Raw genomic sequence first — 12,673 nt, 5'->3', positions numbered from 1 at the left:
CGGCAACACCGGCCGGGCAGGCTAGTTTGCTCGGATGAGTCTCCTTGATGATGTGGCCGCGCGCGACAACTGGCGGTGCTGGGTGTGTGACGAAGCGGTCGACCCCGACGAGTCGGTGAACGACCCGCGGGGTCCCAGCGTCGACAGCCGTACCGCCGACCGGAAGGCCAAGGTCGCCGAGCGGCTCGCGCACCGCGGATGCAACACCCGCAAGGGCGCGGTCAAGGTGGTCATCGCCTGGCCGGACCGCCTGTACGTGGTCGAACCCGCGCCGCTGATCAGCGTTGCGGGGAGGCTGGAGCGCAAGGGGGGCCGCGAGATGGTGGGCCGTTGTCCGACCAGGCGGGACGCCCAAGAGGCGGCGGATTGGCTGGTGGACCGGTTCTCCCGACTGGTACCGGGGCTGCCGTTGACCGCCGACATCGAGGCGGGCGGCGGCCAGTTCCTCGTCATCCTGTCCACCGGCCGCCGCTGACCAGGGATCACCGCGCACACGCGCGCAGAGCTGAGCGGTCGGCCCACACCGACCTGTCCTGGCACGAGCTGACCCACATCGCGTGCTCCGCGGCCTGGAGCTTTGAAGGAGCAGCTACGGCGCAACCGACGGCCATAGGAAGCTTTGCTGCGTCCTCCCGTCCACAGGGCCACCGACGCGACTGCTAACCGAAGAAGCTCAACCGGACTTTCCGGTTGGTATTGCTGGTGTTCGTGTCGACCAGGCAGACCGACTGCCAGGTGCCCAGCTCCAGGCGTCCCTCGATCACCGGCAACGTGGCGTGGGGTGGTACGAGGGCGGGGAGGACGTGGTCCCTGCCGTGACCCGGGGTGCCGTGGCGGTGGTGCCAGCGGTCGTCGGCGGGGAGCAGGGTGCGCAGGGCGGCGAGGAGGTCGTCGTCGCTGCCCGCGCCCGTTTCGATGACCGCGACCCCGGCGGTGGCGTGCGGTACGAAGATGTTCAGGAGGCCGTCCCGGCCCTGCGCCGCCTCCCGGAGGAATGCGGCGCAGTCGTGGGTCAGATCGGTCACCGTCTCCTCGGTGCCGGTGGTGACGCTGAGGACTCTGGTCGTGAACGCGTGAGACATGCGTCCATCGTGCCAACCGTCGGGCGGGAATGCGCGTCCGCGTGCCGAGACAACCATTGACCGGATCCGGAATCTCTCGCTACGTTCTGCGACATGTCGCGATCAGCTCTGCTCACCACGCGCGGTCACATCGACCTGCTGCGGGTGGCCTCCGCCGCGTGTTGCCGCGGCCGCTGACCCCTTCCCGGCTCCGGCGCCTTTCTTTCCCGAGCCCACGCGTCATCCCGCCTTCCCCGTCGTCCACCGGCTGACCGTGCCGTAGCACCGACGTGCGCGAACGGCCAGGGCGGGGTCCTGACGCCTTCCCCTCCCTCGCTCCCCTCCCCCTGCTCTGTCGCTGCCCGTGGAGCCGCCATGACCGTCGATCACGTACCGCCGGACATATCCACTGAATCAACTCATCCACCGCCTGTTCCGGAGGCCGTGACCCCGGTTGCCGCACAGGGTTCACGACTGCGCTCCGTCCCCCGCCGGCTGCGCCGTGCCGTCGGGCCGCTGCTCGGCGGGGTCGTCGGCGTCGCGCTCGCGCTGGTGTCGGGGCTCTCCCGGCTCGGCGAGGACCTGGTCGTCCACGTCCTGCTCGGCCGGTTCGCCGACGCCGTCGTCCGTTCTCTCGAAAGGCTGCTGCCGCACTGGCGACCGACCTTCGAGGGCCGGTGAACGCGACGCCGGACCGGGGCGGCGCGGCGGCCGTACGGGTCGAGGGGCTGACCCGGTCCTTCGGCGGGCGTCCGGTGATCGACGGGCTCGATCTGACGCTGCGGCCCGGGGAGTTCACCGCCCTGCTGGGCCGCAGCGGCTGCGGCAAGTCGACCCTGCTCCGGGTCCTCGCCGGCCTCGACCGGGAGATCGAGGGCACCGTACTCGTGCCGAAGCGGCGCGCCGTCGCCTTCCAGGCGCCGCGACTGATGCCCTGGAAACGGGTCTGGCGCAATGTGCTGCTCGGGCTCGACGGCAAGCCCGAACGGGCCGTGGCGGAGAGTGCGTTGGCCGAGGTCGGCCTCGCCCACCGATCGGGCGCCTGGCCCAGGACGCTCTCCGGCGGCGAGGCTCAGCGCGCCTCGCTCGCCAGGGCTCTGGTACGCGAGCCGGATCTGCTGCTGCTCGACGAGCCGTTCGGAGCGCTGGACGCGCTGACCCGGCTGATGGCGCAGCGGCTGGTCGCCGAGTTGTGGCAGCGGCGCGGCTGCGCGGTCCTGCTCGTCACCCATGACGTCGAGGAGGCCCTGCTGCTCGCGGACCGGGCGCTGGTGATGCGGGACGGTGCGATCGCGTACGACACACCGGTCGCGCTGGACCGGCCGCGCACCGTGGGCGATCCGGGCCTCACCGCTCTCCGCGCGCGGCTGCTGGCCGAGTTGGGGGTCGACGAACACCCGGTCGGTCCCGATGGCTCAGCGGCGTAGCCCGGTGCACTCCCTCCCCCCACCTGAGAGGCCACTCATGAAACGCTTTCTGCCCACTGTCCTGTGCTGCTCCGGCAGTTCGTCCGCCGACACCTTCGCCGGACTGGGGCTCATCCCCCGCCGCTTCGACTTCGCCGACTGCGTGGACGACCGCTTCAACAAGGATCTGCCGCCGTCGGCCTCACTCGCGCGCAGCTATGGAAAGGCTTCCTCCCGATGAGTGTTCATCTGCACTGGTTCCTGCCGACCGGCGGCGACGGCCGCACGCTCGTGGACCGGCACGCGTACGCCGACGGCGGTGTGAAGCGGTCGAGGATCACCCCGGTGAGCGGGGTGCGGGCGCCCGACATCGGGTATCTGGCCCAGATCGCCAAGGCCGCCGAGCACCTCGTTTTCGAGGCGGTACTGACGCCGACCGGCACCTGGTGCGAGGACGCCTGGCTGACGACGATGGCGCTCACGCGGCAGACCGAGCGGCTGAAGTTCCTGGTCGCCTTCCGGCCGGGGCTGATCTCATCGGTCCTGGCGGCGCAGATGGCGGCCACGTACCAGCGGATCACCCGGGCAGGCTGCTGCTCAACGTGGTGACCGGCGGCGACGCTACGGAGCAGCGGCGCTTCGGGGACCATCTGGACCACGACCGGCGGTACGCGCGGACCGCGGAGTTCCTGTCGGTGGTACCGGGTGCCTGGGAGGGGCGTCCGTACGACTTCGACGGGGAGCACTTCCAGGTGGAGGGCGGGCTGACCGCCCTGCCGCCCGACCCGCTGCCCGAGATCTTCTTCGGCGGTTCGTCGGCCGCGGCGGGGCCGGTCGCGGCGGAGCACGCGGATGTCTATCTGACGTGGGGCGAACCGCCGGAGCAGGTGGAGGAGAAGATCGACTGGGTCCGCTCGCTCGCCGAGGAGCGCGGGCGCCGGGTCCGGTTCGGCATCCGGATGCACACCATCTCGCGGGACTCGGCGCGTGACGCGTGGGCCACGGCCGGGCGGCTGCTGGACGACCTCGCCCCCGGGACGGTGGCCGCGGCCCAGCAGGCGCTGGGCCGGAGCGAGTCGGTGGGCCAGCAGCGGATGCTCGCCCTGCACGGCGGCTCCCGCGACGAGCTGGAGATCTCGCCCAACCTCTGGGCGGGGGTGGGTCTGGTACGGGGCGGGGCGGGCACCGCGCTGGTCGGCAGCCACGCCGAGGTGGCCGACCGGATCGAGTAGTACCACGAGCTGGGCATCGAGCACTTCGTGCTCTCGGGCTATCCGCATCTGGAGGAGGCGTACTGGTTCGGGGAGGGGGTGACGCCGGTGCTGGCGGAGCGCGGGCTGCTCGCGCGGGTCCCGGCGTCCCCGCTGCTCGGGGTGGCGGGGACCGGCGGCAGGCCCGCGGGCGGTGGCGGCGCGCCGCTGCTGCCGGCCGGGGGCGCTGAGTCCGGGAGGTTCCCGTACGGTCCCGTACCGTCCGGGCCGGGAAGATTGCCGGGGCCCCGGCTGTTGGTAGAAACGTGAACGACTTCGGGGTACGCGACATCGATGTGGTGGTCATCGGCGCCGGGCAGGCGGGCCTGTCCGGCGCCTATCATCTGCGCCGCTCGGGGCTGGAGCCGGACCGCGACTTCGTCGTCCTGGATCATGCCCCGCGACCGGGCGGCGCCTGGCAGTTCCGCTGGCCCTCGCTGACGTACGGCAAGGTCCACGGCATGCACGCGCTGCCCGGCATGGAGCTGGTCACCGGCCCGGACGACGACGACCGGCCGTCGTCCGAGGTGATCGGCGCCTACTTCACGGCGTACGAGCGGCGCTTCGGCCTGCGGGTCCGCCGGCCCGTCGATGTCCGCGCCGTACGGGAAGGCATGGGCGGGCGGCTGCTGGTGGAGTCCTCGGCGGGGAACTGGTCGGCCCGGGCGCTGATCAATGCCACCGGGACCTGGGACCGCCCGTTCTGGCCGCGCTACCGGGGCCAGGAGAGCTTCCGGGGGCGGCAGTTGCACACCGCGACCTATCCGGGGCCCGAGGAGTTCGCGGGGCTGCGGGTGATCGTGGTCGGCGGTGGGGCCTCCGGCACCCAGCACCTCATGGAGATCGCGCGGGTGGCGGCGGACACGACCTGGGTGACCCGGCGTCCGCCGGTCTTCCGTGAGGGCCCGTTCACCGAGGAGTGGGGCCGGTCGGCCGTGGCGCTCGTCGAGGAGCGGGTGCGCCGGGGGCTGCCGCCGCGGAGCGTGGTGTCGGTCACCGGGCTCCCCCTGACCGAGGCCGTCGCGCGGGCGCGCGCCGAGGGGGTGCTCGACCGGCTGCCGATGTTCGACCGGATCACGCCGGACGGTGCGGCCTGGGACGACGGCCGGACGGTGGAGGCCGATGTCATCCTCTGGGCGACGGGGTTCCGGCCCGCCATCGACCAGCTCGCCCCGCTCGGGCTCCGGGAGCCGGGCGGCGGAATCCGGATCGAGGGGACGCGCGCCGTACGGGACGAACGGGTCCACCTGGTCGGGTACGGGCCGTCCGCCTCCACGATCGGCGCCAACCGGGCCGGCCGGGCGGCCGTCCGGGAGATCCGACGGCTGCTGGCACGCGGCTCCGGTGACCGTAACGGCGGTGACATTGGCGGGGGCACGACGGCCGGGGAGGAGAAGGCGGCGGCGCTGACTGCCTGAGGGCCGCGTACGGGAGGGCTGAACACCTCCCCCGGACGAGAGCGAACGGGCCCTACGCGTCCCTGCGGTGCTTGTTGAACTCCTCGACGTTCTTGCGGTGTTCGGCGTACCGGTTGGTGAAGCGGGTGTCCCCGGGCCGCACGGTGACGAAGTACAGCCAGTCGCCGCTCGCGGGGGCGACCGCCGCGCGCATCGCCTCCTCCCCCGGGTTCCCGATCGGGGTGGGCGGCAGTCCCTTGTGCTCGTAGGTGTTGTAGGGGCTGTCCGTCCTGGTGTCCGCGTGGCTGGTGTCCAGGGTGGCGCGGTTCAGCCCGTAGTTGAGCGTCGAGTCCATCTGGAGCGGCATGCCCAGGGCGAGCCGGTTGTGCACGACCCGGGCGACGCGGGCCATGTCCGCCGTCGTGTCGGCCTCCGCCTGCACGATGCTGGCGATGGTGACCGTCTGGTAGGCCGACACCCCGTGGGCCCGCGCGCCGGCGGTGATCCGGTCGCCCCCGAACCGCTGGTTCGCTGTCCTGACCATGTAGCCGAGCAGCCCGGCCGGGGAGGTCGTGGAGTCGATGGGGTACGTGGCCGGGAAGAGGTAGCCCTCCGGGTTGGACCGGGCGGCCTCGGGCAGTTCGAGCCGGGCGTCCACCGCGGCTTTCCGGGTGGTGCCCGCGGGTACGTCCAGCGCCCGGTCGACCGATGCGTACACCTGGGTCGCGCGCCGCCCCTCGGGGACGATCAGGGTCGTCGCCCGCCGGGCGCTGTCGTCCCCGCCGGACAGCAGGGTCAGCGGCACCAGCACCGCGGCCGTGACCGCGAGGGCGGCGCCGGCGATCAGCACCAGCCGGCCGCGGCGGGTCAGCCGGGTGCGACGCCCGGGTCGTGCCACCGGAGGCTCGTTCGTCATGCGGGCACGCTAACCCGGAGTGATCACCGATCCCGGCACCTCGCGCGCGACGACACGGATGGTACGCGTTCGGCCGTTCCCGTCCCCGGGAACGGCGGCACCGCGGTCACAGAGCGACGGGCGCCAGGCCGTCGACCGGCTCGGGGTCGGCCGGGTCGGCGCCCGCCGCGTTCACATCGGCGTCGGTGTGCGCCGGGCGCTCGTCCCTGCGGACGAGGGCGGCGTAGCGGCCGTCCTGGCGGAGCAGCTCCTCGTGCGTGCCGCGCTCGGCGACGGCGCCCGCGTGGAGGACGACGATCTGGTCCGCGTCCCTGACGGTGGAGAGCCGGTGCGCGATGGTGATGGTCGTACGTCCTTCGGAGAGGGCGTCGATGGCCTGTTGCACGGCGTGTTCGGTACGGGTGTCCAGCGCGCTCGTCGCCTCGTCGAGGATCAGTACGGGCGGGTCGCGCAGGATGGTGCGGGCGATCGCGAGGCGCTGCTTCTCGCCACCGGAGAAGCGGTATCCGCGCTCACCGACCAGGGTGTCGTAGCCGTCGGGCAGCGAGGCGATGTGATCGTGGATCTGGGCGGCCTTCGCGGCCGTCTCCATCTCCTCGTCCGTGGCGTCCGGCTTGGCGAAGCGCAGGTTGTCGGCGACCGAGGCGTGGAAGAGGTAGGTCTCCTGCGAGACGACGCCGACGGCCCGGGCGAGGGTGTCGAAGTCCAGATCGCGTACGTCGACGCCGTCGAGGAGGACCCGGCCGCCCGTCACGTCGTACAGCCGGGGCACGAGATAGCTGAGGGTCGACTTGCCGGAGCCCGTGGGGCCGACGACGGCGAGGCTGCCGCCGGAAGGAACCGTGAGGTCGATGCCGCTGAGGGTGCGCCGGTCCTTGTCGTCGTAGCTGAAGTCGACGCCGTCGAAGCGGACTTCGCCGCGGATCCGCTCCAGCCTGACCGGCCGCTCGGGCTCGGTGATGTCGACGGGGAGGTCCAGGTACTCGAAGATGCGCTGGAAGAGGGCGAGGGAGGTCTGCATGTCGACCCCGGTGGAGAGCAGGCTCACCGCGGGCCGGAAGAGCCCCTGCTGAAGCGAGACGAACGCGACGAGCGTCCCGATGGAGACGGGCGTGCCGCCCGCGCCGAGCGCGATGCCCGCGGCCCAGTAGATGACGGCGGGCATGGCCGCCATGACGATGCCGATGGTCGACATCCGCCAGCGGCCCGCCATGTTGGAGCGGACCTCCAGGTCGACCAGTCGCTCGGACTCGTCGGCGAAGGAGCGGGTGAGCGAGTCGGCCCGGCCCATCGTACGGCCGAGGAGTATGCCGCTCACGGAGAGCGATTCGGTGACCGTCGCGGCCATGGTGGCCATCTGCCGCTGGCGCTCCGTGGTGATCTTCTTGCGCTCGCGGCCGACCTTGCGGCTGATCCAGACGAAGACGGGGAGCAGCACCATCGAGACGGCGGTGAGCCGCCAGTCCAGGGCGAGCATCGCGACCACCGAGGCGATCACGGCGGTGAGGTTGGAGACCAGGGAGGTCGCGGTGGACGTCACCGTCGCCTGCATGCCGCCGATGTCGTTGGCGATGCGCGACTGGACCTCTCCGGTCCTGGTCCTGGTGAAGAAGGCGAGCGGCATCCTCTGGAGCCGGCTGTAGACGCCGGTCCGCAGGTCGTGCATGACCCGCTGGCCCACGGTCGTGGAGATCAGCGTCTGGAGCACGCCGAAGATGCTGTTGACGACCGCCGTCAGGATCATGCCGAGGGCCAGCAGGCTCAGCAGGCCGGTACGCCCCTGAGGGATCGCCGTGTCGAGGATCTCTCGCAGCATGAACGGCGAGGCGACCGTGACCAGCGAGGACGCGGCGACGAGGAGGCCGACGAGCGCGAGTCGGCCGCGGTAGGGCCGGAAGAGGCCGAAGATCCGCCGCAGTTGGGCGGGCGGCTCCGGCGCCTCCGTCCCGTCGGGACCGCCGGGGGCGCGGCCTTTCGGGGGCGCGACGGATGGTGCAGATGCCGGGGGTGTCCAGGTGGATGGTTCGGGTTTCATGGGCTCCTTCGATGACGCGTGAGGGGTGACGTATGAGGGTTCGGGTGCCCTCCGCCGAGCGGAGGGCCGACAACGAGCACCGGTACGGGCAGCGGTGGAAGCACCCGTACAGGCATTCCCGTACAGGCATTCCTGCACAGGCACCTATACCGATACCAGGACCGGGAGCGGGACCGGTGGGCTTTATCGACCCTAGCTCACTGTTACCTATACTCACAATTACCTTGGTCCTGATATTATTCCGTGTATGAGCACCCCCGATGTCGACGGCATGCTGGCCGAGCAGCTTCTGCGGCTGACCCGCCGGCTCCACCGCATCCAGAAGCAGCAGCTCGAACCGATCGGCATCACACCGGCCCAGGCGCGGCTGCTGCGCGCTCTCACGCTCTACGACACGCCGCCCCGGATGACCGATCTGGCCACGCGGCTCGAAGTGGTGCCCCGCGCCGTGACCACCCTGGTCGACAGCCTGGAGGCGAGCGGCTGGGTGCGCCGCGCCCCCGACCGGACCAACCGCCGGGTGACCCGTATCGAGCTGACCGACACCGGCCGGGCGACACTGCGCGCCCTGCGCGGCGCGCGCCGGTCCGCCGCCGAAGATGTCCTGGCACCGCTCACGGCCGAGCAGCGCGAGGTGCTCGGCGGGCTGCTGTCGACACTGGTCGACGGGGCCACCGAACGTCCCTGTTGAGGGTGGTGCGGCTGGCTCGAACCGGCCTCCTCCACGGAAAACCCTTTGCCTCGTGGCCTCCAGCACAGCGAACCTTGCACGGTTTGGGCCATCCACGAGTCATGGGACATCATGCAGATTCGCGACCTTCCGTATCCCGATCCGGGGATTCCCGATGTCCGGTCAGGCCCTCGGTTCCTGCTGTGGCTCGGGCGCAACCAGCTGGGCGGACAGCTCACCTCACTCGCCTGGGGCCTGCTGCACCAATTGGGCATCGCCGGGCTGCCGATCGGCGCCGGGGTCGCCGTCCAGGCCGTCATCGACCGATCCGGGAGCCGGCTCGCGCTGGCCGGCGGTCTGATCGCCCTGTTCGGCCTCGCCATCACCGTCGGCGACACGATGCTGCACCGCACCGCCATCACCAACTGGATCACGGCCGCCGCGCGCCTCCAGCAACTGCTGGCGCGCAAGACCGCGGAGCTGGGCTCCGCGCTGACCCGGCGGGTCGCCGCCGGTGAGGTGGTCGCGGTCTCCACCGGCGACGTCGAGAAGATCGGATGGTTCGTGGAGGCGCTCTCCCGCTTCCTGGCCGCCGTCATCGCCATCGTCCTGATCTGCGTCGGCCTGGTCCTGTACCTGCCGGAGCTGGGCCTGCTCGTCGCCGTCGGCGTGCCGGTCCTCGCCCTCTCCGTACTGCCGCTCCTCCCCCGCGCCACCCAGCGCGCCGACATCCAGCGCGAGAAGGCCGGCCGGGCCACCGAGCTGGCGTCCGACACCGTCGCCGGGCTGCGGGTGCTGCGCGGCATCGGCGGTGAGGAGCTGTTCCTCGGCCGCTACCGCACCGCCTCGCAGGAGGTGCGCGAGGCCGCCGTGCGCAGCGCCCGTATGTGGGCCCTGATCTCGGCGATCCAGGTGCTGCTGCCGGGCGTTCTGCTGGTCACGGTGGTCTGGTACGGGGCCCGGCTCGCCCTGGACGGGCAGATCGAGGTCGGCGCGCTGGTGACCGTCTACAGCGCGGTGACGCTCATGCTCTTCCCCTTGCGGCACTTCGAGGAGATCGCGATGGCGTACTCCTTCTCCCGGCCGTCCGCGAAACGTGCGGCCCGGGTGCTGTCGCTGGAACGTACCGCGTTCGAGGACGAGCGCGGCGGGCTCGCCGAGGCCCGGCCGACGGGCGATCTGTACGACCCCGCCACCGGCCTGCTCGCGCCGTCCGGCCTGCTGACGGCCGTGGTGTGCGGGGACCCGGACGCGGCCGGGCGGCTGGCCGAGCGGCTCGGCGGCCACGCGGCCCAGACGGAGAAGAACCCGTCCGTGCTGCTCGGCGGGGTGGCGCTGGACGATCTCCCGCTGGACTCGGCGCGGGCCAGTGTGCTCGTACAGGACAAGGACCCGGTGCTGCTGTCCGGGACGCTGGCGGAGCTGCTGGACATCCCGGCCTCCGGCGCGGTCGCCCCGTCGGCGGCGCTGACCGCCGCGCAGTGCGGCGATGTCCTGGACGCGCTCGTCCTGGCGTCGGTGGACGGCAGCGGGGACCCGATGCGGTCGCGGATCACGGAGCGCGGGCGCTCGCTCTCCGGCGGGCAGCGGCAGCGGCTGGCGCTGGCGCGCTCGCTGGTCACGGATCCGGAGGTGCTGGTGCTCGACGAGCCGACGTCCGCCGTCGACTCGCACACGGAGGCGCGGATCGCGGGCGGTGTGAAGGAGCTGCGCGCCGGGCGCACGACGGTGGTGTTCGCCTCCTCGCCGCTGCTGCTGGACCACGCGGACCGCGTGGTCTTCGTCCACGAGGGCGAGGCCGTGGCGGTGGGTACGCACCGGGAGCTGCTGGCCGGCGCCACCGGCTACCGGGCGGTCGTGACCCGCGAGACGGACGAAGCCGGTACGGACGAAGCCGGTACGGACGATGCGGCGGCGGCCCCCGGTGAGGCGGACGGCCCGGCGGCAGGCGCCGAGGAAACGGAAGATGTCATGGCCCCCGTCCCGTCACGGGCGGCAGGGGCAACGAACGAGATGGAGGAATCGGCGTGATCGGCTTGGCGCCCCCGGCGTACGACCCGGCGGCCCCGGAGTCGGCGACCACCCTGCCCGTCGGGACACCGGCGACCGTACGGACCTATGTGAGCGAGCTGCTGCGGCGCCACCGGACGGCGTTCGTCGTCCTCGTCACGGTCAACGCCGTCTCGGTGATCGCCTCGATGGTCGGCCCGTACCTCCTCGGCACCATCGTCGAGGACCTGTCGAACGGCGCGCGCGAACTGCGACTGGAGTGGGTCGTCGCGGTGTTCGTCGTCGCGCTGGTGATCCAGACCGTGTTCGTACGGCTGGTACGGCTGCGCGGGGCGATGCTCGGCGAGGAGATGCTCGCCGACCTGCGCGAGGACTTCCTCGTCCGGTCCGTCGGGCTGCCGCCCGGCGTGCTGGAACGGGCCGGGACCGGCGATCTGCTCTCCCGGATCACCACGGACATCGACCGGCTGGCGAACGCGATGCGCGAGGCGGTGCCGCAGCTCGCGATCGGTGTCGTCTGGGTGGTCCTGCTGCTCGGCGCCCTGACGGTGACCGCGCCGCCGCTGGCGCTCGCGGTGCTGGTGGCGCTGCCGCTGCTGGTCGCCGGGTGCCGCTGGTACTTCCGGCGGGCGCCCTCGGCGTACCGCTCGGAGGCCGCCGGGTACGCGGCCGTCGCGGCGATGCTCGCCGAGACCGTCGACGCGGGGCGGACCGTGGAGGCGCACCGCCTCGGCGGGCGCCGCGTGGCGCTCTCGGAGCAGCGGATCCGGGAGTGGACCGCGTGGGAGAGGTACACGCTCTCGCTGCGGTCGGTGCTGTTCCCCGTCATCAACCTCACGCATGTGACGATCTTCCTGGCCTCGCTGGTGCTGGGCGGGATCTTCGTCCTCCAGGGCTGGCTGACCGTCGGGCAGCTCACGACGGGCGCGCTCTTCGCCCAGATGCTGGTGGACCCGGTCGGGCTGATCCTGCGCTGGTACGACGAGCTCCAGGTGGCCCAGGTGTCGATCGCGCGGCTGGTCGGCGTGCGGGACATCGAGCCCGCCGCCGGAGACGCGTCGGTCGTGCCCGAGGGCCGCGACGTAGCCGCCGACCGGGTGCACTTCGGCTACCGCGAGGGCGTCGACGTGCTGCACCGGGTGACGCTGGACGTCAGCCCCGGCACCCGGCTGGCGCTGGTCGGCCCCTCGGGCGCCGGGAAGTCGACGCTGGGGCGGCTGCTCGCGGGCATCTACGGGCCGCGCCAGGGGCGGGTCGCGCTGGGCGGCGCGGAGCTCTCCCGGATGCCGGCGGAGCGGGTGCGCGAGCAGGTGGCCCTGGTCAACCAGGAACACCACGTCTTCGTGGGGTCGCTGCGCGACAATCTGCTGCTGGCCCGCACGGGTGCGGCGGACGCGGAGCTGTGGGAGGCGCTCGGGGCGGTCGACGCGGACGGCTGGGCGCGGGCGCTGGACGGCGGTCTCGACACCGAGGTCGGTTCGGGCGGGGTGCCGCTGACGCCCGCCCAGGCGCAGCAGATCGCGCTGGCGCGGCTGGTGCTGGCGGACCCGCACACGCTGGTGCTGGACGAGGCGACCTCGCTGCTCGACCCGCGCGCGGCCCGTCATCTGGAGCGCTCGCTGGCCCGGGTGCTGGACGGCCGCACGGTCATCGCGATCGCCCACCGGCTGCACACCGCGCACGACGCGGATGTGATCGTGGTGGTCGAGGAGGGCCGGATCAGCGAGCAGGGCAGCCATGACGAGCTGGTGGCGGCGGACGGCGCGTACGCCGCGCTGTGGCGCTCCTGGCACGGCTGACGGCGCCGGGGCCTCGCGTAACGGCTGACGGCGCCGGGGCCTCGCGTAACGAAGGACCCCAGGGCCGGGCATGCGACGGGGCCTCGCGAAACGAAAGACCCGGGGCCGGGCACGCGACGTCGCGTGCCC

Annotated in this window: 11 protein-coding genes and 2 pseudogenes; 10 read left to right on the top strand and 3 right to left on the bottom strand. The window is 72.4% G+C overall.

Annotation, left to right across the window (positions count from 1 at the left end; all coding sequences use genetic code 11):
• Positions 1 to 34: 34 nt before the first annotated feature.
• Positions 35 to 475, top strand: a complete 441-nt coding sequence (locus ACFTZC_RS24870; RefSeq protein WP_382893248.1) for a hypothetical protein — start codon at positions 35 to 37, stop codon at positions 473 to 475.
• 184 nt (positions 476 to 659) lie between these two features.
• Here the strand turns inward: ACFTZC_RS24870 and ACFTZC_RS24865 are convergent, their stop codons facing one another.
• Complete coding sequence (locus tag ACFTZC_RS24865; protein ID WP_382893246.1) at positions 660 to 1,082, bottom strand: secondary thiamine-phosphate synthase enzyme YjbQ; 423 nt, start codon at positions 1,080 to 1,082, stop codon at positions 660 to 662.
• A gap of 93 nt (positions 1,083 to 1,175) precedes the next feature.
• Here ACFTZC_RS24865 and ACFTZC_RS24860 point away from each other — a divergent pair, with 93 nt between their 5' ends.
• From ACFTZC_RS24860 to ACFTZC_RS24835, 6 genes and pseudogenes are all read left to right on the top strand, one after another.
• Positions 1,176 to 1,259, top strand: coding sequence for a putative leader peptide (locus ACFTZC_RS24860; protein ID WP_382893431.1), 84 nt, complete (start codon positions 1,176 to 1,178; stop codon positions 1,257 to 1,259).
• 246 nt (positions 1,260 to 1,505) lie between these two features.
• A complete protein-coding gene (locus ACFTZC_RS24855) occupies positions 1,506 to 1,742 on the top strand; it encodes a hypothetical protein (RefSeq protein ID WP_382893244.1) in 237 nt (78 codons plus the stop codon).
• Entirely contained in the window at positions 1,715 to 2,488 is a 774-nt protein-coding gene (locus ACFTZC_RS24850) for an ABC transporter ATP-binding protein (RefSeq protein WP_382893429.1), read from the top strand. Before ACFTZC_RS24855 ends, ACFTZC_RS24850 begins: the two co-directional genes overlap by 28 nt.
• 85 nt (positions 2,489 to 2,573) lie before the next feature.
• Positions 2,574 to 2,708, top strand: a pseudogene (locus ACFTZC_RS24845) (ABC transporter substrate-binding protein); the annotation flags it as partial.
• Positions 2,705 to 3,903 (top strand): annotated as a pseudogene (locus ACFTZC_RS24840) (LLM class flavin-dependent oxidoreductase); the annotation flags it as partial. The pseudogenes ACFTZC_RS24845 and ACFTZC_RS24840, both read left to right, overlap by 4 nt.
• A gap of 80 nt (positions 3,904 to 3,983) precedes the next feature.
• On the top strand, positions 3,984 to 5,135 hold the full coding sequence (locus tag ACFTZC_RS24835; protein ID WP_382893242.1) for an NAD(P)-binding domain-containing protein: 1,152 nt from the start codon (positions 3,984 to 3,986) through the stop codon (positions 5,133 to 5,135).
• 52 nt (positions 5,136 to 5,187) lie between these two features.
• On the opposite strand, the gene mltG is transcribed toward ACFTZC_RS24835, so the two are convergent.
• The gene (gene mltG / locus ACFTZC_RS24830) at positions 5,188 to 6,030 is read right to left on the bottom strand and encodes an endolytic transglycosylase MltG (protein WP_382893240.1); all 843 of its coding nucleotides are present in this window, start codon (positions 6,028 to 6,030) and stop codon (positions 5,188 to 5,190) included.
• 106 nt (positions 6,031 to 6,136) lie between these two features.
• Positions 6,137 to 8,065 (bottom strand): ABC transporter ATP-binding protein, encoded by a 1,929-nt coding sequence (locus tag ACFTZC_RS24825; protein WP_382893238.1) that lies wholly within the window; start codon positions 8,063 to 8,065, stop codon positions 6,137 to 6,139.
• Positions 8,066 to 8,312: 247 nt separating this feature from the next.
• On the opposite strand from ACFTZC_RS24825, the gene ACFTZC_RS24820 reads away from it, so the two are divergent.
• From ACFTZC_RS24820 to ACFTZC_RS24810, 3 genes are all read left to right on the top strand, one after another.
• Positions 8,313 to 8,756, top strand: coding sequence for a MarR family winged helix-turn-helix transcriptional regulator (locus ACFTZC_RS24820; protein ID WP_382893236.1), 444 nt, complete (start codon positions 8,313 to 8,315; stop codon positions 8,754 to 8,756).
• Positions 8,757 to 8,867: 111 nt separating this feature from the next.
• Positions 8,868 to 10,766 (top strand): ABC transporter ATP-binding protein, encoded by a 1,899-nt coding sequence (locus tag ACFTZC_RS24815; protein WP_382893234.1) that lies wholly within the window; start codon positions 8,868 to 8,870, stop codon positions 10,764 to 10,766.
• Positions 10,763 to 12,544 (top strand): ABC transporter ATP-binding protein, encoded by a 1,782-nt coding sequence (locus ACFTZC_RS24810; protein ID WP_382893232.1) that lies wholly within the window; start codon positions 10,763 to 10,765, stop codon positions 12,542 to 12,544. Before ACFTZC_RS24815 ends, ACFTZC_RS24810 begins: the two co-directional genes overlap by 4 nt.
• The last annotated feature ends 129 nt before the right edge of the window (positions 12,545 to 12,673 follow it).

This window comes from Streptomyces sp. NPDC056987, from assembly GCF_042673865.1.
Taxonomy (GTDB): Bacteria; Actinomycetota; Actinomycetes; order Streptomycetales; family Streptomycetaceae; genus Streptomyces.
The sequence above is the reverse complement of the archived record's forward strand: the minus strand, read 5'-3'. Positions and strand labels throughout refer to the sequence as shown.

Excerpts from the sequence above, each read along its gene's own strand:
- ACFTZC_RS24815 (WP_382893234.1), top strand. The coding sequence starts at position 8,868 with ATGCAGATTCGCGACCTTCCGTATCCCGATCCGGGGATTCCCGATGTC.
- ACFTZC_RS24860 (WP_382893431.1), top strand. The coding sequence starts at position 1,176 with ATGTCGCGATCAGCTCTGCTCACCACGCGCGGTCACATCGACCTGCTG.
- ACFTZC_RS24825 (WP_382893238.1), bottom strand. The coding sequence starts at position 8,065 with ATGAAACCCGAACCATCCACCTGGACACCCCCGGCATCTGCACCATCC.
- mltG (WP_382893240.1), bottom strand. The coding sequence starts at position 6,030 with ATGACGAACGAGCCTCCGGTGGCACGACCCGGGCGTCGCACCCGGCTG.
- ACFTZC_RS24820 (WP_382893236.1), top strand. The coding sequence starts at position 8,313 with ATGAGCACCCCCGATGTCGACGGCATGCTGGCCGAGCAGCTTCTGCGG.
- ACFTZC_RS24865 (WP_382893246.1), bottom strand. The coding sequence starts at position 1,082 with ATGTCTCACGCGTTCACGACCAGAGTCCTCAGCGTCACCACCGGCACC.
- ACFTZC_RS24870 (WP_382893248.1), top strand. The coding sequence starts at position 35 with ATGAGTCTCCTTGATGATGTGGCCGCGCGCGACAACTGGCGGTGCTGG.